This is a genomic window from Myxococcales bacterium (assembly GCA_016717005.1).
Taxonomy (GTDB): Bacteria; Myxococcota_A; Polyangia; order Haliangiales; family Haliangiaceae; genus UBA2376.
This window is the reverse complement of the sequence record JADJUF010000005.1, coordinates 1-22,953: the sequence shown is the minus strand read 5'-3', so window position 1 is coordinate 22,953 and position 22,953 is coordinate 1. Positions and strand designations below refer to the sequence as shown.

General features: G+C 72.1%; 21 protein-coding genes, 1 tRNA gene and 1 pseudogene. 17 read left to right on the top strand and 6 right to left on the bottom strand.

All coding sequences use genetic code 11. The annotated features are described in order from the left end of the window. The 5 genes from IPL61_06895 to IPL61_06875 all read left to right on the top strand — a co-directional run. Nucleotides 1–422 (top strand): hypothetical protein (locus tag IPL61_06895; protein ID MBK9031049.1); only part of this gene is annotated, 422 nt, incomplete at its 5' end. 659 nt (nucleotides 423–1,081) lie between these two features. Beyond that, on the top strand, nucleotides 1,082–1,423 hold the full coding sequence (locus IPL61_06890; protein MBK9031048.1) for a hypothetical protein: 342 nt from the start codon (nucleotides 1,082–1,084) through the stop codon (nucleotides 1,421–1,423). 241 nt (nucleotides 1,424–1,664) lie between these two features. After that, nucleotides 1,665–2,516, top strand: a complete 852-nt coding sequence (locus tag IPL61_06885; GenBank protein ID MBK9031047.1) for a hypothetical protein — start codon at nucleotides 1,665–1,667, stop codon at nucleotides 2,514–2,516. A gap of 113 nt (nucleotides 2,517–2,629) precedes the next feature. Further along, nucleotides 2,630–3,421, top strand: coding sequence for a hypothetical protein (locus tag IPL61_06880; protein MBK9031046.1), 792 nt, complete (start codon nucleotides 2,630–2,632; stop codon nucleotides 3,419–3,421). Nucleotides 3,422–3,753: 332 nt separating this feature from the next. Next, nucleotides 3,754–6,060 carry a DUF4157 domain-containing protein gene (locus tag IPL61_06875; GenBank protein ID MBK9031045.1) on the top strand — a complete coding sequence of 769 codons (2,307 nt, stop codon included), beginning with the start codon at nucleotides 3,754–3,756 and terminating at the stop codon, nucleotides 6,058–6,060. A 320-nt stretch (nucleotides 6,061–6,380) separates the two neighbouring features. Here the strand turns inward: IPL61_06875 and IPL61_06870 are convergent, their stop codons facing one another. Next, nucleotides 6,381–7,505 (bottom strand): hypothetical protein, encoded by a 1,125-nt coding sequence (locus tag IPL61_06870; GenBank protein ID MBK9031044.1) that lies wholly within the window; start codon nucleotides 7,503–7,505, stop codon nucleotides 6,381–6,383. A gap of 140 nt (nucleotides 7,506–7,645) precedes the next feature. Between IPL61_06870 and IPL61_06865 the strand changes: the two genes are divergently transcribed. Then, the gene (locus IPL61_06865) at nucleotides 7,646–8,503 is read left to right on the top strand and encodes a hypothetical protein (protein ID MBK9031043.1); all 858 of its coding nucleotides are present in this window, start codon (nucleotides 7,646–7,648) and stop codon (nucleotides 8,501–8,503) included. Nucleotides 8,504–8,829: 326 nt separating this feature from the next. On the opposite strand, the gene IPL61_06860 is transcribed toward IPL61_06865, so the two are convergent. Both IPL61_06860 and IPL61_06855 read right to left on the bottom strand, forming a co-directional pair. Further along, nucleotides 8,830–9,264, bottom strand: coding sequence for a hypothetical protein (locus IPL61_06860; GenBank protein ID MBK9031042.1), 435 nt, complete (start codon nucleotides 9,262–9,264; stop codon nucleotides 8,830–8,832). Between the two features lie 364 nt (nucleotides 9,265–9,628). After that, entirely contained in the window at nucleotides 9,629–11,473 is a 1,845-nt protein-coding gene (locus IPL61_06855) for a hypothetical protein (GenBank protein MBK9031041.1), read from the bottom strand. 494 nt (nucleotides 11,474–11,967) lie between these two features. Between IPL61_06855 and IPL61_06850 the strand changes: the two genes are divergently transcribed. Beyond that, entirely contained in the window at nucleotides 11,968–12,123 is a 156-nt protein-coding gene (locus IPL61_06850; GenBank protein ID MBK9031040.1) for a hypothetical protein, read from the top strand. Nucleotides 12,124–12,133: 10 nt separating this feature from the next. Here IPL61_06850 and IPL61_06845 read toward each other — a convergent pair. Then, nucleotides 12,134–12,206 (bottom strand) — tRNA-Ala (locus tag IPL61_06845). A 113-nt stretch (nucleotides 12,207–12,319) separates the two neighbouring features. Here IPL61_06845 and IPL61_06840 point away from each other — a divergent pair. Continuing rightward, a complete protein-coding gene (locus IPL61_06840; protein ID MBK9031039.1) occupies nucleotides 12,320–13,234 on the top strand; it encodes a hypothetical protein in 915 nt (304 codons plus the stop codon). Nucleotides 13,235–13,371: 137 nt separating this feature from the next. Here the strand turns inward: IPL61_06840 and IPL61_06835 are convergent, their stop codons facing one another. Continuing rightward, entirely contained in the window at nucleotides 13,372–14,286 is a 915-nt protein-coding gene (locus tag IPL61_06835; GenBank protein MBK9031038.1) for a tetratricopeptide repeat protein, read from the bottom strand. Between the two features lie 73 nt (nucleotides 14,287–14,359). On the opposite strand from IPL61_06835, the gene IPL61_06830 reads away from it, so the two are divergent. The 5 genes from IPL61_06830 (at nucleotide 14,360) to IPL61_06810 (ending at nucleotide 17,808) form a co-directional block, all read left to right on the top strand. Next, nucleotides 14,360–14,920, top strand: coding sequence for a hypothetical protein (locus IPL61_06830; protein ID MBK9031037.1), 561 nt, complete (start codon nucleotides 14,360–14,362; stop codon nucleotides 14,918–14,920). Then, nucleotides 14,893–15,255 carry a hypothetical protein gene (locus tag IPL61_06825; protein MBK9031036.1) on the top strand — a complete coding sequence of 121 codons (363 nt, stop codon included), beginning with the start codon at nucleotides 14,893–14,895 and terminating at the stop codon, nucleotides 15,253–15,255. The genes IPL61_06830 and IPL61_06825 overlap by 28 nt, the downstream gene beginning before the upstream one ends. 88 nt (nucleotides 15,256–15,343) lie before the next feature. Further along, on the top strand, nucleotides 15,344–15,871 hold the full coding sequence (locus IPL61_06820) for a cyclic nucleotide-binding domain-containing protein (protein ID MBK9031035.1): 528 nt from the start codon (nucleotides 15,344–15,346) through the stop codon (nucleotides 15,869–15,871). A gap of 97 nt (nucleotides 15,872–15,968) precedes the next feature. After that, nucleotides 15,969–16,382 (top strand): hypothetical protein, encoded by a 414-nt coding sequence (locus IPL61_06815; protein ID MBK9031034.1) that lies wholly within the window; start codon nucleotides 15,969–15,971, stop codon nucleotides 16,380–16,382. 40 nt (nucleotides 16,383–16,422) lie between these two features. Then, the gene (locus IPL61_06810; protein ID MBK9031033.1) at nucleotides 16,423–17,808 is read left to right on the top strand and encodes a hypothetical protein; all 1,386 of its coding nucleotides are present in this window, start codon (nucleotides 16,423–16,425) and stop codon (nucleotides 17,806–17,808) included. Nucleotides 17,809–17,910: 102 nt separating this feature from the next. Here IPL61_06810 and IPL61_06805 read toward each other — a convergent pair whose 3' ends face one another. Continuing rightward, on the bottom strand, nucleotides 17,911–18,084 hold the full coding sequence (locus IPL61_06805) for a hypothetical protein (GenBank protein ID MBK9031032.1): 174 nt from the start codon (nucleotides 18,082–18,084) through the stop codon (nucleotides 17,911–17,913). Nucleotides 18,085–18,291: 207 nt separating this feature from the next. Here IPL61_06805 and IPL61_06800 point away from each other — a divergent pair, with 207 nt between their 5' ends. From IPL61_06800 to IPL61_06785, 4 genes and pseudogenes are all read left to right on the top strand, one after another. Then, complete coding sequence (locus IPL61_06800) at nucleotides 18,292–18,492, top strand: hypothetical protein (protein MBK9031031.1); 201 nt, start codon at nucleotides 18,292–18,294, stop codon at nucleotides 18,490–18,492. Next, nucleotides 18,447–18,722: pseudogene (locus IPL61_06795) on the top strand (hypothetical protein). Before IPL61_06800 ends, IPL61_06795 begins: the two are co-directional and overlap by 46 nt. 304 nt (nucleotides 18,723–19,026) lie before the next feature. Next, nucleotides 19,027–22,107 carry a 2-oxoacid:acceptor oxidoreductase family protein gene (locus tag IPL61_06790; protein ID MBK9031030.1) on the top strand — a complete coding sequence of 1,027 codons (3,081 nt, stop codon included), beginning with the start codon at nucleotides 19,027–19,029 and terminating at the stop codon, nucleotides 22,105–22,107. A 451-nt stretch (nucleotides 22,108–22,558) separates the two neighbouring features. Beyond that, nucleotides 22,559–22,876 (top strand): hypothetical protein, encoded by a 318-nt coding sequence (locus IPL61_06785; GenBank protein ID MBK9031029.1) that lies wholly within the window; start codon nucleotides 22,559–22,561, stop codon nucleotides 22,874–22,876. Nucleotides 22,877–22,953: the final 77 nt, after the last annotated feature.

Below are 22,953 nucleotides of genomic sequence, written 5' to 3'. Positions count from 1 at the left end.
CGCTCTGCGCGGTCGGCGCGGCCCTCGAGCGACGCGGGCAGCTGGTGCCGGTTTCTCGACCTGCCGCGCCAGGCCGTCGTGCAACAGTGCACGCACACGTGGGCGCAGGGGCGTCGGACAGCGACGGCACGGTCGAGATCGCTGCGGCGGCCATCGTCCTGCGCACCGCCGATCCCGCGCACCTCACGTGGCCGATCGAGCAGGTCATCATCGACCAGGCCGTGGTCACGTCGGCGATCAGCGCGACCTCCGACTACGAGCCTGCGCGCCTGCTCGCCGGAGGCCTCCTGGGCCACGCCTCGGATCCCAACTTCTACGCCGCCGTCGGTGGTCGGCTGATCTGGCTCGTCGCGCTCGCCCCTGCGCGAGCCTGTCGTCGACGAGGGCGTCGTCTGGCTGGCGCAGCGACTCGCTGGCCGTGAGGACGTCGACGCCGACGCCGACACGGTCGCGCGCCACGCCGGCCGAACTCGCGGACCTGTCCGCGGCGCTCGCCCAGGGCGCTGGAACACCGAGGGTGAGTTCGTCTACCTGACGGCACGCTGTCGGAGAACAGCGGTGACGAGTTCGCTGGCGCGTGGGTCCTCCTCGACGACTGGGGCATGTTCACCGGAGTGCCCCTGCCGGGGAATCGTGGCGCGCCGGTCGTCCCCGCGGTGTGGCGCGCCCTCCCAGCCGAACACCGCCTCGCGCTCGCCCGCGAGAGCCGCCGCCGGCGGGCCCGATCGGCCGAGTGGGCGCAGTGGCTCGCCGCCCAGCGCGCGGCGCTCGGGCTGTGATCAATCAGGCGCGCGTCACAACGCACGGCAACGGCGTGTAGACGCAAAGGTCGCGGCGACCGTCGGCGACCTCCACAAATCAGCCCGGGCACGCAACCGCCGCCGCGAGCGGTCACCGATAACCTGCGCATGAACGGAGCGGACGAACTCGGCCTCCCGCGGGCTGGCGCGACGGCGACCTGCTGGTCGTCCCGGCCCTGGCTCGAATCGATGACCGCTGCTTTGCCTGCGGCGAGCCGGCGGCGACGTCGCACCGGCAGGAGATCTACTGGCACCGACCGGCCTGGTACCTGCTCCTGCTGTTGAGCCCGATCGTCTACCTGTTCGTCGCGCTTGCGGTCCGTCGCCGCGCCGAGCTCATCGTCGGGCTGTGTCGGGCCCACGCGACGGCGCGTCGCAAGCAGCACGTCATCGGTTGGGGGCTGGTCGCGCTGGCGGTCGCGCTGGTGGCGGTCGCGATCGCGCTCGGGGCGGCGATCCTCGGGCTACTGGTGCCGATCGCGTTGGTGATCGGGGTGGTCATGATCGGCCTCGCCGGGCACATCGTGCGGGTCCGCTCGATCGACCACAACACCGCCCGGATCTCCAACGGGTCGCCGCGGCTGCGCGAGGGGCTGCCCGACCTCCCGGGGCGGCTGTGGTGATCAGGTGCCCCGACGTGGCTGCGCGGCGCCGACGGGCCTCCCACCTCGACGACCGACTTCGATAGGCGACGGTGGTCGCCTTGGATCTCACCCCTGGTGAACGGAGTGTGTGTGATGTCGCGCTATCTGACTCTCTGCTTGGCCCTCCCGGCCGCCCCCGGTGCGTGGAACCGACCGCCCCGTCGACGCCGATGCCCCGCTGTGCCCGGTGTCTTCCTGCGGGGCCCCCGAGCATCGCGCCGTGGTCCCCACGCGGGATGACGTGCTGGTCGGGTTCCCGCACGCCGCGGGCGACGCCACTGATCCTGCGGTCTCGCGGGGGTTCCGGCAGGTCGTGTTCGCGGCCGACGACGTCGACGCCAGGCTCGAGGAGATCTTCTTCGGCCTCGAGAAGTGCATCACCACCACCCCGGAGTTCGAGATCGGCGACGTGGTGCAGTGGCGTCGTCGCATCGGCGCCCGCGATCTCGTCCTGCGGCTCGATCGGCTCGACGACGGTCAGTACGCGCTGGTCCACGACATCGTGCTGGCGGGTGACGAGCCCAGCCTCGAGCCGCTCTTGACCGGACAGGTCTCCCTCGAGGGCTTCGACCTGACGCTCGACCTCGATCGCCAGACGGCCCTCGATCCGTCCTCGCGCGGATGGGGCACGCTCCACATCTCGGCGACGCCGATCACCGCCGGGCGCACCGAGCGGCTGTTTGACTTCACGGGAGCCACGAACGCACAGGGCAGTCCGTGGCGGCGCGTAACGCACTGGGACCTCGGTCCCGACGGCGGCGCCTTGGCGCTGGAGGCGCCGGAGGACGGCAGCAATTTCGGTGCGTCCTACGCCCGCTGGGGCGCCGCCGGCGGCCGGCTGGACAACGAGACCCACTACCCGGGGACTGTCTACGTGCAGTCGGACTGCTGGGGCGATGCCGGTGTGGAGGTCTTCCGGGGATTCGGGGTGGCGGCCACCGACGCCGGGCCGTGGGACTTTGGCGTCGCGGGCCTCGAGGACGCGTGCGCTTTCGGGCCGCTCGCCGACGCGCCGCGTGCGATCCCGGGACTCGACCACGTGCCTGCGCCGGGCGGGTGGGACGCACCGTAGGAAGTAGCTTTCAGATGAACCCTTCTGCAGCGGCGCCTGCCGACCGCTCCGACCAGCCACGCGACTCGGTCGACACGGGTACGCGTGGACATCCAGGAAGACGAGGATTGACCATGGCTGCGATCGGATTTGCGTTCACGTTGGAGCGCGAGGCGCTCTGCTCGCCAGAGCTGCGGGGAGAGATGCTCCGCCTCGTGACCAGCCCGTCGTGGGGGCGACCGCTGCGCTACTTCTCGTCCATCGCGGTGTCCGGCCAGAAGATGGTGCGGCGTCCGGGGATGCTCTCGCTGAAGGACCGCGCGGGGATCTACACGGGCATCCTCGCCACCGACGCGACCAGCACGGTGGGCCTCGCGACCTCCGCGCGTTGCGACGAGACGTACGCGAGGTTCGAGGTCGACTCCCAGGTTCAGCCGTGGTCGGCAAAGAAGCCGTTTGTGTACGGCCAGCGACCGTGGGAGCCGACCGCCACGCTCGCGCAGTGGCTCGACGATGTCCTCGCGCTCGCCGCGCGCGCTCCCGCGAATCAAGGTGTGGTGTTCACCGCGCCGACGTACACCGCCGCGATGGCCGAGGCGAGCGCCGGCAACATCACGCTGCCGAATGGCCGCCCTGCGCACTCCCGCCCGGATCAGGTCTCGCGGATGTGCGTGAACAAGATGGAGATGGGCGCGCGCTACGTCCGCTTCCCACGCTGGGGGACCTTCTACGCTCACCCGTACGTCGACCAGCTCGGCGGCATCGCGAAGATCGTCGAGGTCGTGCGACCGGCGGTGGTCCGCGAGCTCGGCCTGGGCGTCTACTTCCAGCTCACCGACTCGCTCGACTCGGCGATGTCCGAGGAGTCACTGGCCAAGCAGCGCGCCTTCGAGGCGCTCGCGGAGCCGCTGGTGCCGCCGCGGTGATCTGGCTCCGCTCTGGCCGCCGCCGGATCCGACGGGCCTCGCATTGCCCCTCGACTTCTTCTGGCGCCCTGGGCTTCGTTCCGCGGCGGATTGCAACAGACCGACCAAGCCAGCGGCGAACGGGCCGGTTCGCGGGGGAGCGTGGGGGCCACGGGCGGAACGCATCAGCCAGGCCGAGCCAAGAGCGTGGGCCGGTTCGCGCGAGCCGGGAGCGCGGGCCGGGAGCGCGGGCAGGCAGCGCGCCCCCGACCCGCGCCACCCACCGACGGGCTCGGCTCGCGTGACATCGGGCTGATATCGGCGTTCGCGGGGGCGGCGCGCACGCTGCCTTGATGCGATCGTTCCAGGACTTCCACGGCGCCGACGATGGTCAGGTTCACGGCGGGAGCGGGATCGCGCCAGGCAAGCGCAGCCTGACCCAGTCCCTGCCGGTGCAGCGCAGCAGCGCGCCGGGGCAGGACGGGGCGACCGGCGGCGGCGGGGGCGCCAGCGCGCTGGGGGCGACCGGCGGCGGCGGGGGCGCCAGCGCGCTGGGGTCGACCGGCAGCCGCGGCGGGGGCGGCGGCGAGGACCCGTTCGCGACGCACCTGCTCGGCGCGCGCGGGGCCCCGGGGCTCGGCGGGATGCCGACCGACGTGCAGGCGCGCATGGAGGCGTCGTTCGGCTACGACCTGTCGTCGGTGCGGGTCCATCAGGACGGCGCCGCCGACGAGATGGGCGCGCGCGCCTTCGCCCGCGGCACCGACGTCCACTTCGGCGCCGGCCAGCTCGATCCGTCGAGCGCCGACGGCCAGCACCTGATGGCCCACGAGCTCGCCCACGTCACGCAGCAGGCGCTGGGGCGCGCGCCGCGGTCGGCGCAAGCCAAGCTGGCCAGCCTGCTCGGCGGTCACGATCCGCTAGAGGCCGAGGCCGACGCGATGGCAGATCGCGCGGTGCGTGGCGAGCCGGCGTGGGCGGGCGCCGATCAGGGCCCACTGCGCAGCCTGCCGACGCTGAGCGGGGGCGCGGTGATGCCCAAGCTCAAGGTCGGCGGCTACAACTACAAGCTCGCCGAGACCATCGCGAAGCACGTCGCGGACGCTGGCGGAGATCGGGAGGATCGTGGCGCTGCTGCAGCGCTGGGGCGCGACAACAAGAAGGCCGGGCGCACGTTCGACGGCTGGGCGGACGCGATCGAGGCGGCCCGACGCGAGCTCGACGGCGAGGGCAGCGAGCTCGACAGCGACGACGAGGGCGGGCCGGACGGCGGGCCGCCCGACGACGGTGGCCATGGGGGTGGACCGGCGGAGTGGTCGACCTTGCGCAAGGTGCTCACCGCGTTCTTCATCTTCGTGCTGCTGATCGGCATGCCGATGCTGGGCGTGCTGCTGCACGGCATGAACCAGTACGAGGTCCGGCCCGGCATGCAGAACACCGCAGTGACGATGCGTCGCGAGCTCGAGCCGGTCATGCAGATGGGCACCCAGATCCAGCAGCTGGCCGCGAGCTCGGTGACCGAGGCCCTGCGCGAGCGCGCCGAAGGCCTGCCGATCGGGGAGTTCCTCGACGGGAACCCGATGCTGGAGCTGGCGGCGCCCGACCTGCGCCGCCTGCGCGACATGGGCCCGCTGCTCGACCAGATCGCGCCGCAGCTCGACGCCCTGGCGCCGATGCTGCAGCAGGTGCAGCCGCTCATCCAGGAGGTCGGGCTGCACACCCTCGACACCCCGGCGAGCACCGGCTTTCACCACATGCACATCATGCTCGAGCCGCCGCCGACGACGTCGGACGTCCCCGGCGACGGCCTCGCCAGCGACCAGGAGCAGAGCCCGCTCCACCCGCCGGATCTGGGCTTCTTCCACGACGGCGTGCACCCCGATCGATCTGACATGATGCCGACGTACGGCCCGGCGCTGCACGCCTACGATCGCGACCTCATGGAGCGCGCCGCGCTCGCCGTCGCCGCCGACTATGGCCACTACAAGGGCATCACCCACAACTGCCAGGACTACGTCGACGCCGTGGTCACCGCGTACAAGGAGCTGGGTGGACGCGAGGTCGTCCCCACCCACCGCAGCGCCGCGATGCTGGCGGTCACCGACTACCTGATCGCCTACGGCTCGTCGCTGCTCGACAGCGCGATCGCCAAGGCGGTCGACGAGGAGCTGGCCGCCTTGCCCCAGGCCGCCGACGGCGGCAGCGCGTGCGCCCGGGCCGTTGCCAACAAGCTCGGCCTCGCGCCCGGCACCTTCGCCGGTTCGGTCGACGCCTTGCTCGACCAGCCGTTCGAGGTGCCCGACCGCGGCACGGTGACGGTGCGCAAGCTCTTGTGCGAGCCCTTCGATCCGCACAAGGTCGACGTCGGGCTCGGCCTGGCCAGCGTGGCCATGGACGTGCCCTTCGAGATGCCCGAGGAGGGTCACGCCAGCGTGCGCGACGCGCTCTGCACCCCCAAGGGCGGCTCGAACGCCCTCGAGGGCCTGGTGTTCGAGCTCGCCCGCGTGAAGGGCGAGGCCCAGATCGTCGCCGAGCTCAGCGGCATGCTGCCGGCGTCGATGATGGAGGACCCGCTGGTGCGCAACAAGCTGGTCGGCGACCTCGTCGGCCGCCTCGGCCGCGACCTCTACCGTCGCCTCAACCTGAAGGGGCTGTGCTGAGAGGTCTTGCGAAGTCCGAGGAGTCGCCGGCGACGGCGCGCGTCACCGCGACGCTCGCGGCGCCGCTGCCGTGAGGTGCGCCGGCTCGGCGGGATCTCCGAAACGCCGAAGGGCCCCGCATCGCTGCGAGACCCTTGACGTTTTCCGGTGGAGCCATGGGGGATCGAACCCCAGACCTCTAGAGTGCGATTCTGCCAATCGATAATGATTCTCGCAGCTTGGATCGGCGATTTCGTTCCGCAGCGGAACGCATCAGCCAGGCCGATCCAGGGGCGAGCGGGCAGGTTCGCGGGGAGGTCGGGGGAGGGGTTGGGGGGAGGTCAGCGGCCGTGGGCGTCGACGGTGGTCCGGAACCGCGACGTGGTGCCCACCTTGACCTCGATCACGGCGCGGGCGCCCTCGATGCCGATGACCAGGCGCGCGCGGTCGGGCAGGATCACGACGCGGGTCGCGTCGTCGAACTGCGGGTCGGGTGGCTGGCCGGTCTGCTCGGCGAAGTGCGCCCCCGCTCGACTCGACAGCGGGGTGACTGTGCGGTCGGCGGCGATCAAGAGGCCGGCGGTGAGTCCCGCGTTCCTCGCGACCACGGCGTTGCCGCTCGCGGCGGGAACGACCTGGCGGCAGCACCCGGGCGCGGTCGGTTTGGCGACGCCGGAGACGAGGTCGAGGATCATCACCCCATCATCGGCGCGGCGCACGACGAGGGTGTTCGGCCCGGCGAACGCCAGGGTGCCTTCGGCCGGTACGTCGACGCGCGCGATCACCGCCCGCGTGGCCACGTCGTAGACGACGGCGCCAGCGTCGCTGGCGACCGCGACACGGGAGCCGTCGGGCGTGACGACGCACTTCATCGCCCGGTCAGGTGATTGCGTGACGACCGTGACGACGACGTGGGCTAGTCCGGCGACGAGGCCGTCGTGGATCGGAATGTGCCCCACGCGAATGGTGCCATCGCTGAGATCGCAACCGGTCAGGTGCGCTCCGTCGGCGGACACGCGCACGAGGGCGTAGCGCAGCGGCCAGGCTTCGGCGACCGCGACCTGCCGGCCGGTGGTCATCTCCCACAGGACGGAGGGGGTCGCGCCGAGCATCGGGTTGAACATCAGGCCGGGCGCGAAGAACTGTGCGTCGCCCGCGAACCCCGCCGGTACGTCGATGGTCGTCCGGTCGGGGCGGACGCCGAACACGCGGGGACGCGGCGCCGGCCGGTCCGCCGCGAGCCACAGCACATCGTCGACCGCAGCGTAGGCGAGCAGCGACACCCAGCCATCCTCGGTGAGGCGCGGCTGCGCCTTCCCGCTGTGCAGATCGATCTCGACCACCATCGTCTCGATCACCGCGTCCCGCGACGACGCGCGATCCTCGGTGTCGAGCAGGGGCGCCCGCACGGTGGTCCAACGTTCGACATTGATGAACGCGCGGGCACCGGACGGCGCGACCAGCACCGGACCAACGCGGGTCGAGGCACGGACCGTGGAGCAAGCCACAATCGTCGGAAGCAGGGCTAGCACGATTGACCGCACGATCGACTCGAACGTACCATGGCCCCGCCGGAACGCTGTGACGCACTCAGGGGAGGCCTGGCTTGATCGAGTGGCTCGAGACGCTACCGCTGCTGCTCGCCGGACCGATCCTGCGACGGGTGGAGCCGGATGTCGTCGCCGTCTGGGTCGCGACCCGTGAGCCCGCCGACGTCGAACTAGCGATCTATGCCGGGCTGGTGGCGTCGACCACCAACCGTGCGTTGTTCGACGGCGCGACTCCGCTCGCGACGCCCGTCACGGTCCCGACGTTGCGCGTGGGGGCCAAGCTGCACGTCGCCTGTGTCATGGCGACCAACGTCGCGCTCCTGCCCGAGCAGCTCTACTCGTACAACATCGCGTTCACCGCGGCCGACGGTCGCCACGACCTCAACAGCCTCGGGCTGTTGGCCCACTCCGCAGCCGGCGAGCGGCCACACCTGCCGCTCGGCTACGACGACGCAATGCTCCCGTCGTTCGCGCTCCCACCCAACACGATCGAGCACCTCACGATCGCCCATGGTTCGTGTCGGCGGGCTGGGGCCAAGGGGCCCGATGCGCTCGCGTTCCTCGACGACCTGATCTTCACGCGTCGCAATGAGCCCCTGGCCCGGCCACATCAATTGTTCCTCACCGGCGACCAGATCTACGCCGACGACGTGCCCAAGCCGCTGCTGCCGTTGTGTACGACGCTGGGCCACTACCTGATCTCCGGGGAGCTCCCGGAGCGACGACGCATCGCCGAGCGTGAGAGGGCCCCGCACTTGCCGATCTCGCAGCCCGTGGCCGTGCAGACCCACCAGGCCACCTGCCGGGCGGCTGGCCGCGCCACACCCCGGGCATCGCCCGGGTCGCACCGCGTCGACCGACGGCGGTCGCTGCAACCAATCCTTGACGTCGAGCTCAGGGTGGACGGTGACTGAGGTGTTCTTGATCGCTATCACACACGCAGCGATCGAGGGCACGACGCCGTCGGTGTTGGCGCACCTTCGGCGTCACCTATTCTGGCGGGCGACGCGCCCAGCCCCGTGATCGCGGGCGTCATCGTCCTCGCGCAGCCGGTCCGGGGGCAACTTCCCGCTTGATGGCGGCCTATGCCGCCGCCATCACGCAGCCCGCCCGATCCCGCCCGTGTTCCCACGGTCGGGGGCCCTCGCTAACACGGCCTCAAGCTGCCACCGCCCGCGTCAGCCGGGAAGGACGCGGCTCGTGCAGCGTATGCTCACACCCAGCCGGCTGAATGCCTGCGCTATCCGGCCGGGTCCTTGTCCACGTGGTCGGCAGGGTTCTGGATCGTATAGGGCCACAGCCATTCGCGCAGCGCGCGCGTGCCGCGGAGGAACGCGGGGTCGCGGGGCGGGCAGAGCGTCGGCCAGGCGGTCAGAAGCTTGCAGGTGCCGAGGTCCTCGATCGTCGGCATCGGATCGAAGGCTGGCATCGGCGGGAGCTGGGCCCAGATGTCGGGGCCGATGATCGTCATGGGATACAGCCGCCGGAGCTTGTCCCGCTCCTGGTCGCGGCGGCCGTCGAACACCAGGCGCTCTTGCTGGGCCATGTCGCGCTCGCTCGCGCCGAGCGCCGTGGTCATGCACTCGAGGCGGGCGTCGACGTAGCGGGCGAACCCCGCGATGAATCCATGGGCGATGCGGTGCTGCACGGTCATGGCTTCGAGGTAGGTGCGCAACGCCGGGGGTCAGCGAAGGCGCGGCCGCCTGCGTGATGACGTGGCCCTGCCGTTCCTCGTAGTCGTAGGCCAGCTTGTCGGTACGGCTCTGGGGTCTGTCGCGGATGTACACATCCAGATCCCACTCGTCGTCGGGTTCGTTGCCTGGGTTCTCGTTCCACAACGTGAAGCTCAACATCTCTGGAGCTGCACAGAGCTCTCGGAGCTTCTGCACCTTGAAGGTCCGGGTCTTGACTCTCGGCGCGGCCGAGGTGATGCGGTTCAGGGCTAGCTCGCTGGCGACCACGTACGCCGCGACCGCGTCGGCGACCGCGCCAGGATCAGCCGGCTCGACGAGCGGCAGGAGATAGGTGCCGACGAACATTCAGTTGGGCTCGATGCACTCGTAGGGCTGGGCGCACATGTGGTAGTAGGCATTTCCGGGGTCAGGCGTCGTGAAGCGGATGCTCCCTTTGCCATCGCTGCCGGCGCACCCGGCCGCGACGATCCGGGCGAGGAACTTACTTCCACCATACTCCGGGTCGGGGTTGCTCTTGTTGTCGAGGTGCTTCTGGTAGTACTCGGGGACGGTCTTGCGGTAGCTCGCGAGTTGCCTGGCGGCGTCGCGCCGCCCCTTCTTGCTCTCGGGCTTGAACTCGATGATCTCGCAGCTGTTGTCGGTCACGATGATGCAGTCGGGGTACAGGTGTTCGGCGCCCTCGAACTTCAGCGGCCGGGTCGGGTCCAGCGGCAGCTGGCAGCTGAAGTCTTTGTGCATCCGGACGTGCTGCTCCTTCCCGTACGAGGTCGCGAGCTGGTTGTAGGGCCGGTTGGAGCCCTTCCAGCGGCCCGACTCCGACAGGCGCTCGAGGCGCTGACGCTCGGTCTTGAGCTTGGCTGCAAGCGGCGCGGCCTGGGCCTTGGTCTCGCGTTTGGCCAAGAGGACATCGACCTGCTGCTGGAGCTCCGGGAGGCGCTCGAGCAGCGGCTTCATCCGGTCGCGCATCTCGCCTTCGACCCGGCGCGAGATCTCCTGGGCGTCGACGTCGGAATCCTCGCCTGACGGCTCGCGGTCGCTGCCGCACTCGGCTTCCCACATCTGACGCTTGGCGTCGCAGTCGGTGATGTAGGTCGCGCGCGCGGCGACGACCCACGCGTCGACGCTGCGCTCGAGCGTGGAGCTGCCATCGGTCGCGCCTCGGCGCAAACGCTCGGTCGCCTCCTTGACCGCGGGGGCGTCCTTGCCCTTGACGATGTTGGCGCACGCCTGCTCGGTCTTCTTGAAGCTGTCCTCGAAGGTCTTGAACGTCTCGTCGGCGTCGCGCTGCTCGGCGGCGGTTACATCGCGCCACGGGCCCTCGCTGGCTGAGATGGCCTTGGCGCGCTGGAGGTCGTCGCTCTCCTCTCGCATTCGGTCCTTGGCCTTGTCGAGGCCCGCGACCACGGGCTGCGCGATCGCGTCGGCGAGCTTGGGGAGGTCGTCGATACCATCGGTGTCGCTGCCGTTCCTGGCGATCGCCTCCTGGATCTCGCGCTCCTTGGCGAGGCACCTCTCGGGCAGCGGGTCCATGTCGTGCTGGTGGACCTTCAGGTCCTCGAGGTCGTCGATCGCCTCCTTGAGCTGGCGGATGCCCTCGGGCCACTTCTCGAGGATGACGCGGGTCTCCTTGTCGGTGGTGGCGGTGCGGCCCAGCGACTCGATGCCGCGCTCGATCGACTGCAGGAGCGCCTTGGCCTGCTGGACCGAGCCCAGGCCGGAGTCCTCCGACACGCCGGCGAGGGTCGACGCCAGGCTGCGCGCGTCCTTGTTGAGCTGCTCGATGATCGCCTTGCGGCCGCCGGCGGAGTTCGACAGGTTCGCGAGGATCTCCTTGATGGTGGGGTGGTCGAGCCCGCGCTCGAGGTTGGCGCAGCTGGACTTGGCCGATTCGTAGCTCTTGCGCCAGAGGCCGAAGGACGTCTGGGCGGTCTGGGCGACCGTCGAGGCCAGGTCGCGCCACGGCCCGTCGCCGCGGAAGTCGTCGGCGTCGTCGGCGTAGTCGTCCATGCGGCTGTCGTGCTGCTGCAGGTCGTAGAGCTCGCGCTTGACCGCGTCCTGGACCGTCGCGGTCTGGCGCGGCAGCTCGGTCAGCCCGTCTGGGTCGTTCTTGCTCTCGTACTCGCGGGCCTTGCGCACCAGCTCCTGGTCGCGCGACGTGCACGAGGTCGCGATCGGCTCGGCCTGGCGCATGCCCGCCTTGAGCTTGCGCAGGTGCTCGGTCGCCTGGTTCCACTTGTCCTGGACGTCGCGGAAGCTCTCGGCCAGGCGCCGCGCGCGTCGTCCCCGTTTCTGCAGCGGCGTGGCCCCCGCCCCCCCCCCCCGGGCCCCCCCGCGCGATCGATCGGCCCGTCGCTCGAGTCGGTCGGCAGGTACGCGAGCGCGCTCGCGGCGTTGCGGAGCCGGTCCTCGATCTTCGAGATCAGGTCGCTCTTGTCGTCGGCGCGGAGCGGCGCCCCCGGGACGCACACCAGGGCCAGCGCGAGGACCGCGACCAGCCCGTGAACAGAGCGGGCCAGGGTCTTGATACGAGTCATGGGCGCCTCACGATCGGGGAACGGACCGCGCCGCAGCCAGGCCGAAGGGGCCACGGTTGCGAGGCGAGTGTCCAGGCTAGAGGAGGCGGGGCGACGCCGGTATCACCCGAGACAGGTGAGACGTGTGCGGTAGACGTCGGTTCTGCCCCGATGGTCATCGCCGACATTGCCGGACGGATCCACAAGGCGCGACGCTCGAGCATGGAGATGCCCGATATCCGGGGCACCGATTCCGAGCCGCGCCGGATCGAACCCAACGCGCTGCCCGAAACGCCGAAGGGCCCCGCATCGCTGCGAGACCCTTGACGTTTTCCGGTGGAGCCATGGGGGATCGAACCCCAGACCTCTAGAGTGCGATTCTAGCGCTCTCCCAGCTGAGCTATGACCCCGGAACGGGCGTGTAGGTACCAGCGGGCGCGGGGGTTGTCAAGCGCGGGCGAGCGATCTGGTGAGGGACGGGGCGCGGGGTAACCAGGGCGGCGCGGGGCGCGTAAGGTACGTCATGCGCATCACGGCGATCTCTGCGATCTTGCTGGCCCTGGGAGCGGGGGCGGGCTGCTCCGACGACCCGAAGGGCGTGGACCCGGCGACGGCGCCGCGGCACCCGATCGATCGGTTCAGCGCGGCGGCGGGCACGGTGTTCGTGCGCGACGCCGATCCGAGCTTGCCGGCGGCGGACGCGGCGATCGACTACGACGCGACCTTCAAGATGGACGTGCTGGGGCCGGGGGGCGAGGCGGTGGCCTTGTACCTGTTCGACGTGCAGCCGACGACGCCGGCGCCGATCTACGTGCTGTTCCGCGAGGGCGAGAACGGGCCGGTGGACGGCCAGAAGAACATCGTCACGGTGGTGCCGGGGATGGCCGGCTACAACGACCTGTGGCAGCCGATCCGGGTCGACGTGCCGGGCGACTACGTCGCGAACACGATCACCAGCTACGCGGAGATCGTGGCGCGGGGCCTCACCTTGACCCCGATGCCGGCGCTGGTGAATTGCCCGCTGGTGCCGGAGGGCTCGGTGGCGCGCGTGCGCACGCCGGGCGACTACGCCGAGCTGTCCCAGGCCTGGTACGACGACAAGATCGTCCACTACTTCCACTTCGGTGAGCGGCCGAGCCTGGCGCCGGCGGGCGATCTCGTGCCGACCTCGACGATCTACGTGGCCTACGACATCAACCCGACGGCGGGCGCGCCGGTGGCGGGCAAGGGCTTCGCGACCGAGGCGGGCAGCGCGCTGACCCACAACGTCGTCGCGGCGCTGCCGGGCGACACCGCGTACTCGCCGCTGTGGTCGGTGCAGGTCTACGACCGCGCGGCGTTCGACAGCGTGGTCGATCTGGCCTCGGCCCAGGCGGCGCCGGCGATCGCGACGGCGGGCGCGAACCTGAACGCGCCGATCGTGCGCGTGACGCCGTAGCTGGCGGCGATCACGCCGGCGGCGGCGAACCGGAAACGCGCCGATCGTGCGCGTGACGCCGTCGCTGGCGGCGATCGCGACGGCGGGGGCGAACCTGACCGCGCCGATCGTGCGGGTGACGCCGTCGCGTCGCGGCCCTAGACGACCTCGGCGCGGGCGAAGTCGGCGGTGTCCACGGCGGCGAGGCGGCGGGGCAGATCCTCGCCGCCGTCCTTCCAGTAGCGGTACTCGCGCTCGCTGATCGGCACGGCCGAGGTGATCGTGATCGCGGGGGGGCCCTCGTCGAGCGGCAGGCGCAGGCCCCAGCGGCGGGGCACGGTGAAGAACATGTGCGGGAAGCGCAGCGACAGGTCGCCGAGGCGGAGCACGCCGACGAGGTCGCGCACGACGCTGCCGGGCGTCGGGTAGAACTGCTGATCGATGATGTGAAACGCGGTGTTGGCGACGAGCTGCGGCATGCCGGCGCTGTCGTGCACGCACGCCAGCAGCACCTCGATGCGCGGGCGGCCGTCGGGCCACTCGACGTTGGACAGGCCGAGCGAGCCGTAGGTGACGTGGCCGGGCTCGGGCACGTCGGGGTAGCGCGCGACGTCGATCGCGCGGGTGGGATCGGCGGCGTGCCGGAACGTGCGCAGGCTGGGCGGGCCGAGCGCGACCCGCAGGATCTCGCCGGCGTAGGTCGAGATCTGGAGGAACTGCGCGAGCGCGGGCACCGAGCGCGCGAGCTCGGTCCACGACGGCTGCAGCGCGAGCGTGCGCTTGAGGTAGTTCTGCGCGATCGGCTTGTGGCCGAGGTCGGCGTGGGCGAGCGCGCCGCCCCAGAGCGCGGTGGCGCTGTCGGACTTGAGGCCGATGGCGCGGTCGAACGCGCGCGCGGCCTCGGTGGGGCGCGCCAGGCACAGGAGCGCGTGGCCGAGGCCCTTCCAGGCGAGGTGGTGCTCGGGGAACAACACCGCGGCGCGCTCGTAGCGCTCGGCCGCGCCGGCGAAGTCGCCCTGCTGAAAGAGTGCGTTGCCTTCCCCCGTCAGACGATCGGCCGCCACCAGGCTCATGTAGGTGGAACGTAGCAGAGGTTACGGGCGAAACAGCTTGCGATCGCCGGCGGTGGATCTGAGGATCGAGGTGATGCAGCTCCGTGCCCGCTTGCTCGCCCTGGCCCTGTCCGCAGCAACGACCCTGGGCGGGTGCGCGTCGTCGCGGCCGGCCGGCGCCGACGTGGACGCGGTGGCCGACGACGACGGCGCGACCTCCGACGGCACCGCCGCGGTCGACGGCGCCGACCCCGATCCCGACGGCGCGACGCCCGACGGCGCCGGTGGTCCCGACGGCGCCAGCGCCGACGCCACCGCGGTCGACGGCGCGACCGACGCGCCGACCGACGCGCCGACCGACGCCAACGGCTGCTCGACCCAGCCGTGCTCGCTGTTCCCGCAGTGCGGGTGCACGCCGCCGCTGACCTGCGACATCGACTTCACCGATCTGATGGGCACGGCGTGCCGGGCGGTCAACGTGCCGGGCACCGAGGCCAGCACCTGTTCGACGTTCTCAGGTGCGCGACCGGCTTCGTCTGCGCGGGCGGGCGCTGCCACAAGTACTGCGCGGCCGACGGCGACTGCCCGCAGCCGCGGGCGCTGTGCGCGATCCAGATCACCGACCAGATGGCGCAGCCGATCCCGGGCGCGCTGACCTGCTCGGCCAACTGCAGCCCGACCAACAGCGCGGCCGGCGGCTGCCCGGCCGGGCAGAAGTGCGGCTTCTTCACGACCACGCGGGCCGGCAACCCGCTCGACATCCTCGACTGCGCGACCCCGGGCGCCGGCGCGATCGGCGCGGCGTGCACGTCCGACGCGACCTGCTCGTCGAACACGCTGTGCTCGACCTACAACGCCCAGCAGCGCTGCCGCAAGGTGTGCACGCGGCCGGCCGGCAACGAGTGTGTGTCGGTGGCGGGCACGACCTGCGTCGGCTTCAACCCGGCGCTGTCGGTCGGCGGCACCGAGTACGGCGTGTGCGCCCCGTAGCCCGCTGACCGCGATCACGAATCACGATCACGATCACGAGCATGACCGCCGTCCCAGCCTCCGTGCCAGTCTCCGTCGGATCCCTCGGATGAGGCGCGCGCCGCCGCTGGCCGACCCGACCGCGCACAGCCTCGACGGCGCGCTGCTCGACGCGCTCGATCCCGCGGCCCGGGTCGCGGTCGCGGCGCGGCTGCGCCGGCTCGAGGTGCCCGACGGCGCGGTCGTCGTGCGCGAGGGCGACGGCGACCGGACGATGTACGTGATCCTCGACGGCGTGGCCGAGGCCCGGCGCGGCGACGTGACGCTGGCGCGGCTGCTGCCGGGCCAGCACTTCGGCGAGCTCGGGATGATCGGCGGCGGGCCCCGCGCGGCCAGCGTCGTGGCGGTGACGCCGCTGGTGCTGGGCGTCCTGACCCGCGACGCCTACCGCGAGCTGGCGGCGGCCGACCCGACCGCGGCGCTGTGGCTGCTCGAGGCGGTCGTGTCGGGCCTGGGCGTGCGCCTGACCGAGGTCACCGACTCCGTCGGCGCGCTCCTGACCGAGCGCTCGCTGCCGCGCCGCACGCAGATCCGCGTCCGGATCGGCGACGAGTCCGCCAGGTGCCGACCGGGGTGACCGTCGGCAGCCTGCTGGCGCGCGCGAACGGCGACGTCGTGGTCGCGGCGCTGATCGATCGTCGGCCGGTGTCGCTGGGCACCCGGATCACGTCGCCGTGCAGGTCGCGCCGCTGACCAGCGCCAGCAACGACGGCGAGCGCATCCTGCGGCGCGGGCTGGGCCTGCTCTTGCTCGAGGCCGCGCGCCGGGTCGATCCGCTGGTCGAGCTGCGCCTGGGCCACTCGCTGGGCGTGGGCCAGCGGGTGCTGGTCGCGGGCCGGATCGCCGACGAGCTGCCGACCCTGGCGGCGGCGCTCGAGCACGAGATGGCGGCGCTGGCCGCGGCCGACGTGCCGATGCGCGAGGAGCTGTGGCACGTCGACGAGGCCCGCGAGCGCTTCGTCGAGGTCGGCTGGGACGACGCCGAGGCGCTGCTCGACGGCTGGTTGCAGCCGATGGTGCCAGTCGCGACCTTCGGCGAGGTCAGGCGCTGGCGCTCGATCCGCCCGGCCCCGACGCCGGCGCGCTGACCGGCGCGCGGGTGGTCGCCAACGGCAAGGGCTGGTGCTCATGTACCCGCCGTCGATCGTCCGGCGCTCGCCCGACGACGGCCACGTCGGCGTGGCCCGGGTCGAGTCGGATCACGCGGCGGCGCTGGTCAGCGACCAGGAGCGGTTCCTGGCCAGCCTCGGCGTCACCAGCGTCGGCGCGTTCAGCCAGGCCTGCGTCAAGGGCGGCCTCACCGAGCTGATCCGCGTGTCCGAGGCTACCACGAGAAGCGGCTGTCCGCGATCGCCGACCGGATCGCCGGCCGCGCCGGCACGCGCATCGTCGCGATCGCCGGGCCGTCGTCCTCGGGCAAGACCACGTTCATCAAGCGCCTGCGGGTCCAGCTCCAGGTCGACGGCATCCGTCCGCACGAGCTGTCGCTCGACAACTACTACTGCGATCGCGAGGCCACGCCGCGCGACGAGCACGGCGAGTACGACTACGAGGCGTTCGAGGGCGCTGCGCATCGACCTCTTGACCGAGCACCTGCGCCGCCTGGCCGCGGGCGACGAGGTCGCGACCGCGCGCTACGACTTCCGCACCGGCAAGAGCGACCCGACCGGCGGGCGCACGCTGCGGCTGGGGCCGGGCGAGATCGTCCTGCTCGAGGGCATCCACGGGCTCAACCCGCGCCTGCACGCGATGCTGCCGCCGGCCGCGGCGTTCGCGGTGTTCGTGTGCCCGCTGGCGCAGCTGCCGTTCGATCGGCTGTCGCCGGTGCACCCGTCGGACGTGCGCCTGGTGCGCCGGATCGTCCGCGATCGCCACACCCGCAACCTCGACGCCGCGGCCAACATCGGCCGCTGGGACTCGGTCCGGCGCGGCGAGCGCCGCCACATCTTTCCCTACCAGCACACCGCCGACGTGGTCTTCGACACCAGCCTCATCTACGAGCTGTCGGTGCTGAAGATCTACGCCCAGCGCTACCTGCTCGAGGTCCCGCACGATCACCCGTCGTACACGACCGCGTTCCGGCTGCTGCGCCTGCTCGACCGGTTCGTGCCGATCTACTCGGACCACGTGCCGCCGACCTCGATCCTGCGCGAGGTTCATCGGCGGCGGCGGCTGAGTACTGACCAACACCGGCGGGCGCGACGGTCTGAACGGGCGCGTGCGCCATCGCCGCCGTCGTCACGGTGTTCGACCGAACGATCTCGACGCAGCGCCGCCCCGCCCGCGCCGGCGCCGAGGTCGCGGTGGCGCCGTTCACCGTCGTCATGGGGTTCAAGCGAACGAGGCCCCGCGCCGCAGGACCACGAGCGCCTCGTCGTCGCGTCGCGGCCGCGCGCGCAATTCTCGCGCCTTGGGCCGCCGCCCGCCGCAGCCCTTGCGTCGCGGCGGGGCGCACCGGGGCCCACACCGCGCGCGGGCTGGCACAGGGCTCGCACCATGCGGGGCGATGGCTGACCCGGCCGCGACCGTCACTCCCGCCACTCCCGTCTTCAAGACCTTCGACGCCAACGAGGCGGTCGCCCAGGTGGCCTATCGCCTGAGCGAGGTGATCGCGATCTATCCGATCACCCCGGCCTCGGCGATGGGCGAGCACGCCGACGCGTGGTCGGCCGACGAGCGACCGAACGTCTGGGGCTCGGTCCCCGAGGTGATCGAGATGCAGTCCGAGGGCGGCGCGGCCGGTGCGGTGCACGGCGCCTTGCAGGCCGGCGCGCTGACGACGACGTTCACCGCGTCGCAGGGCCTGCTGTTGATGCTGCCCGATCTGTTCAAGATCGCCGGCGAGCTGACGCCGTTCTGCCTGCACGTCGCGGCGCGGGCGCTGGCCACCCACGCGCTGTCGATCTTTGGCGATCACTCCGACGTGATGGCCGCGCGCGGGACCGGGTTGGCGCTGCTGGGCTCGGGCTCGGCCAGGAGGCCCAGGACCTGGCCGCCGTGGCGCATGCCGCGACGCTGCGGTGCCGCGTCCCCTTCCTGCACTTCTTCGACGGCTTCCGCACCTCGCACGAGATCACCAAGGTCGCCCTGCTCTCCGACGAGGCGCTGCGCTCGCTGATCGACCCCGACGCCCTCGCCGCGCACCGTGCCCGATGTTCGACTACGTCGGCCACCCCGAGGCCGAGCGGGTGGTGGTGATGATGGGCTCCGGCGCCGAGTGCGCGCACGAGACCGTCGAGCACCTGGTGGCGCGCGGCGAGAAGGTCGGCGTGCTCAAGGTGCGCCTCTTCCGGCCCTTCTCCATCGAGCACCTGCTCGCGGCGCTGCCCGCCTCGGTCCGCGCGCTCACGGTGCTCGACCGCACCAAGGAGCCGGGGTCGTCCGCCGAGCCGCTGCTCCAGGAGGTCACCTCGGCGCTGGTCGAGGCGCTGGCCGCGGCGACCGCGACGCCCTGCCGCGGCTCATCGGCGGCCGCTACGGGCTGGCGTCCAAGGAGTTCACGCCGGCGATGGCCAAGGCGGTCTTCGACGAGCTGGCCCGCGCGGCGCCCCGGCGGCGCTTCACCGTCGGCATCCACGACGACGTCACCCACCTGTCGCTGGCGTACGACGCGGACTTTCGACCTCGAGCCCGACGACGTCTCCCGCGCCGTGTTCTTCGGGCTCGGCTCCGACGGCACCGTCTCGGCCAACAAGGCCACGATCAAGATCATCGGCGAGCAGACCGGGCAGTATGCCCAGGGGCACTTCGAGTTCGACTCCCGCAAGGCGGGTTCGACCACGGTGTCGCACCTGCGCTTCGGACCGCGCCCGATCCGCTCGACGTACCGGATCCGGCGGGCGCAGTTCGTGGCCGTGCACGACCCGGGGTTCGCTCGAGCGCCTCGACGTGCTGGGCGCGGCGATGCCGGGCGCGACGGTGCTGCTGAACACGGCGGTCGCGCCCGAGCGGGTGTGGGACGGCCTGCCGCGCGACGTGCAGGCGCGGCTGATCGAGCAGCGCTGCCGGCTGTTCGTGATCGACGGCAACGGCGTGGCGACGCGGGCCGGGCTGGGCGGGCGCATCAACACCGTGATGCAGGCCTGCTTCTTCGCGCTCGCCAAGGTCCTCCCGGCCGACGAGGCGATGGCCCACATCAAGCAGTCGGTCGTCGAGACCTGGGGCAAGCGCGGGCCCGAGGTCGTGCGCCGCAACATCGCCGCCATCGACGCCGCCCTGGCCGAGCTGCACGAGGTGCCGGTCCCGCGCGGCACCACCCGCGGGCGCGGCCGCCGGCGGTCCGCCCACGCGCCCGACTTCGTGCAGCGGGTGACCCGCCTGCTGCTCGAGGGCCACGGCGACCGGCTGCCGGTGAGCGCGTTCCCGCCCGACGGCACCTGGCCCACCGGCACCAGCCGCTACGAGAAGCGGGCCATCGCCCTCGACATCCCCATCTGGGAGCCGGACCTGTGCGTCCAGTGCAACCGGTGCTCGATGATCTGCCCGCACGCCGCCATCCGAACCAAGGTCTTCGACCCGGCACGGCTGGCGGACGCGCCGCCGGGCTTCCGCTCGGCCCGGGAGGTTCGACCCGGCCCTCGGGCATGCGCTACACCGTGCAGATCGCCCCCGAGGACTGCACCGGCTGTACGCTCTGCGTCGAGGTCTGCCCGGCCAAGGACCGCCAGCCGCGCCGCAAGGCGCCTGTCAACAGGCCGCTGGCCGAGCACCGCGAGCGGGAGCGCGAGGCGTTCGCGTTCTTCCAGACCCATCGCCTCCGCGCCGCTCGCGGGCTCGCCATCGACAAGCGCACCGCGGTGCTGCGCAGCCGCTGTTCGAGTTCTCCGGGGCCTGCGCGGGCTGCGGCGAGACGCCCTACCTGCGTATGCTCACCCAGCTGTTCGGCGACCGCCTGCTGATCGCCAACGCGACGGGCTGCTCGTCGATCTACGGCGGCAACCTGCCGACCACGCCCTACACGACCGATGCCTGTGGCGCGGACCGGCGTGGGCCAACTCGCTGTTCGAGGACAACGCCGAGTTCGGCCTCGGCCTGCGTCTCGGCCTCGACGCCCGGCGCCGCCGGCCCGTTCGCTCGGCCGCCTGGCGCCCGGCTGCCGGCGGGGCTGGTCGACGGCTGCGTGCGCCCGGCGCGGCGAGGCCTGGACGCGGCGCAGCGGGCGCTCGAGTCGCTGATGGCGCGCCTGGCCGGCGACGCGTCGGCCAGGCCGGACTGGCGCGGTGGCGCCGGCGCTGGTGCCGCGCGGCCGTGTGGATCGTCGGCGGCGACGGCTGGGCCTACGACATCGGCTACGGCGGGCTCGACCACGTGCTCGCCTCGAACCGCAACATGAACGTGCTGGTGCTCGACACCGAGGTGTATTCCAACACCGGCGGCCAGACCTCCAAGGCCACGCCGCTGGGGGCCGTGGCCAAGTTCGCGTCCGCCGGCAAGGAGACTGGGAAGAAGGACCTCGGGCTGCTGGCGATGACCTACGGCCACGTCTACGTCGCCGAGGTCGCGATGCAGGCCCGCAGCGCGCAGACCGTCGAGGCCTTCCTCGAGGCCGAGCGCCACCCGGGGCCGTCGCTCATCATCGCCCACAGCCCGTGCATCGCGCACGGCTACGACCTCGTGCGCTCGCCCGCGCAGCAGAAGCGCGCCATCCACAGCGGGCGTGTGGCCGCTGTATCGCTTCGACCCGCGCCGGTCGAGCGCGGGGAGGCGCCCCTGGTGATCGACTCCGGCCCGCCCAAGCTGACGTCCCGGCCTACATGGCGAACGAGGCCCGCTTCCGCATGGTCGAGCTGCGGTCGCCCGAGCGCTACGCGGTGCTCCTCGACGCGGCCCGGACCGCGGTCCGCCAGCGCCACGCGCTCTACGAGCGACTCGCGCGCATCCACCTGCCCAAGGAGACGCACCATGGCTGATCATCCACCCTCCTGGCTCGGCTCGACCTGCGCAGTCCGCTCGTCGTGGCCGCGAGCCCGCTGTCGCGGACGCCGAGGCCGTCGCGGCGGCGGTCGCGGCCAGGGCCGGCGCGGTGGTCATGTACTCGCTGTTCGAGGAGCAGCTCGTCACCGAGCAGCTCGCCGCCCACCGCTTCCTCGACGCGCGCGTCGACGTCGACGCCGAGGCCCGACGTTCCTGCCCGACGTCGCGTGTTCTCCTCGACGCCGAGCCCTACCTGCGCAGGCTCGCGCGCCTGCGGGCCGCGGGTCGACGTGCCGGTCATTGGCCTCGCTCAACGGCACCACGCCCGGCGGATGGACCCGGTATGCGCGCCTCGAGGACGCCGGCGCCGACGCGCTCGAGCTCAACCTCTACGAGGTCGCGACGTCCCCCGACGAGACCGGCGCGATGGTCGAGGCGCGCCAGCTCGAGGTCGTGGCGGCGGTGGTGGCCGAGGTCGACATCCCGGTGACGGTGAAGCTGTCGCCGTTCTACGCGTCGGTGCCGGCGTTCGTGCGGCGCCTCGATCAGGCCGGCGCCCGCGGCGTGGTGGTCTTCAACCGCTTCTATCAGCCCGACATCTCGCTCGACACGCTCGACGTCGATCGCCGCCTGCGCCCATCCACGCCGGCCGAGCTGCCGCTGCGCCTGCACGCGCTCGCGCTGCTCTCGCCGACCACGCCGCTGGCGCTCGGGCTGCAGCGGCGTGCCACACCGGCACTCGACGCGGCCAAGGCGATCCTGTGCGGCGCCCACGTGGTCCAGCTGGCGTCGGCGCCGCTGGTCAACGGCCCGGCCTACGTCGGGGTGATCCGCGACGAGCTCTTGGCGGTGGCTCGACGGCAAGGGGCTACCGCTCCAGCGCCGAGGCCCGGGGCGTGATGGACCTGCGCTCGTCGCCCGACCCGCACGCGTGGAGCGCCTCAACTACGCCTGCATGCTCGACAGCTGGCGCGCGCGCCCGCGCAGCGCGTGAGCGCGACGGTGGCGAGGGCGCCCTGGCGTGGCGCACCCGCGGCGCGGCGAGCCCGCGCGCAGCTGTGATCCGGCCGACGGCGGCCTGGCGCGCGCAGGCGGCTGATCAGGCCGCGGGGCCTCGAGGGCGCCCTGGCGTGGGCGCACCCGCGCCGCGCCGCGCACCTGCGCAGCGCGTGGTCCGGCCGACGTCGGCCCCGCGCAGCGGGTGATCAGGCCGCGGCCAGCGTCTGCCACTCGGCGCGAGCATGCCTCATGCGCAGCATGTCGTGCCAGCCGCCGTCGTGGAAGTACTCCTCGCGCAGGACGCCCTCCTCGACGAAGCCCAGCCGCGCGTAGGTGACGGTCGCGCTCGTTGGTGCGGAAGATCGCGAGCCAGACCTTTGTGCAGGCCCAGCGGGCCGAACGCGTGGTCGAGGGTGGCCCGGATCGCGGCCGAGCCGAAGCCGCGGCCCATGTCGCCCTGGGCGGCGATGATGGTGGCGAGGCGGCCGGACTCGAGCGGTCGATCTGGTGGACGCCGCATTGGGCCCAGGTAGTGCCGGTGGCGGCCCCGGTGATCGACCAGACCCGGTCGCTGCCGAAGAGGCCAGGGTCTGGCGGACAGCCGCCCTGGTCGCGGGTGAAGGCGCTGCCGGCGAAGGCCGCGATGTTACGACGATGGCCGGATCGTTGACCCAGGTCAGGATGTCGTCGACGTCGGATTCCGGCCAAAACGCGGCAGGCGGACCAGGCTCGGCGACAACGGTAGCG

What these genes read in the sequence shown, in the direction of transcription:
- IPL61_06880 (MBK9031046.1), top strand. Translation starts at nt 2,630, where the DNA reads ATGGCTGCGATCGGATTTGCGTTCACGTTGGAGCGCGAGGCGCTCTGC.
- IPL61_06875 (MBK9031045.1), top strand. Translation starts at nt 3,754, where the DNA reads ATGCGATCGTTCCAGGACTTCCACGGCGCCGACGATGGTCAGGTTCAC.
- IPL61_06855 (MBK9031041.1), bottom strand. Translation starts at nt 11,473, where the DNA reads ATGCGCCAGGCCGAGCCGATCGCGACCTCGTGCACGTCGCGCGACCAG.
- IPL61_06850 (MBK9031040.1), top strand. Translation starts at nt 11,968, where the DNA reads ATGGTCATCGCCGACATTGCCGGACGGATCCACAAGGCGCGACGCTCG.
- IPL61_06840 (MBK9031039.1), top strand. Translation starts at nt 12,320, where the DNA reads ATGCGCATCACGGCGATCTCTGCGATCTTGCTGGCCCTGGGAGCGGGG.
- IPL61_06835 (MBK9031038.1), bottom strand. Translation starts at nt 14,286, where the DNA reads ATGAGCCTGGTGGCGGCCGATCGTCTGACGGGGGAAGGCAACGCACTC.
- IPL61_06830 (MBK9031037.1), top strand. Translation starts at nt 14,360, where the DNA reads ATGCAGCTCCGTGCCCGCTTGCTCGCCCTGGCCCTGTCCGCAGCAACG.
- IPL61_06825 (MBK9031036.1), top strand. Translation starts at nt 14,893, where the DNA reads ATGGCGCAGCCGATCCCGGGCGCGCTGACCTGCTCGGCCAACTGCAGC.
- IPL61_06820 (MBK9031035.1), top strand. Translation starts at nt 15,344, where the DNA reads ATGAGGCGCGCGCCGCCGCTGGCCGACCCGACCGCGCACAGCCTCGAC.
- IPL61_06810 (MBK9031033.1), top strand. Translation starts at nt 16,423, where the DNA reads ATGTACCCGCCGTCGATCGTCCGGCGCTCGCCCGACGACGGCCACGTC.
- IPL61_06790 (MBK9031030.1), top strand. Translation starts at nt 19,027, where the DNA reads ATGCCCAGGGGCACTTCGAGTTCGACTCCCGCAAGGCGGGTTCGACCA.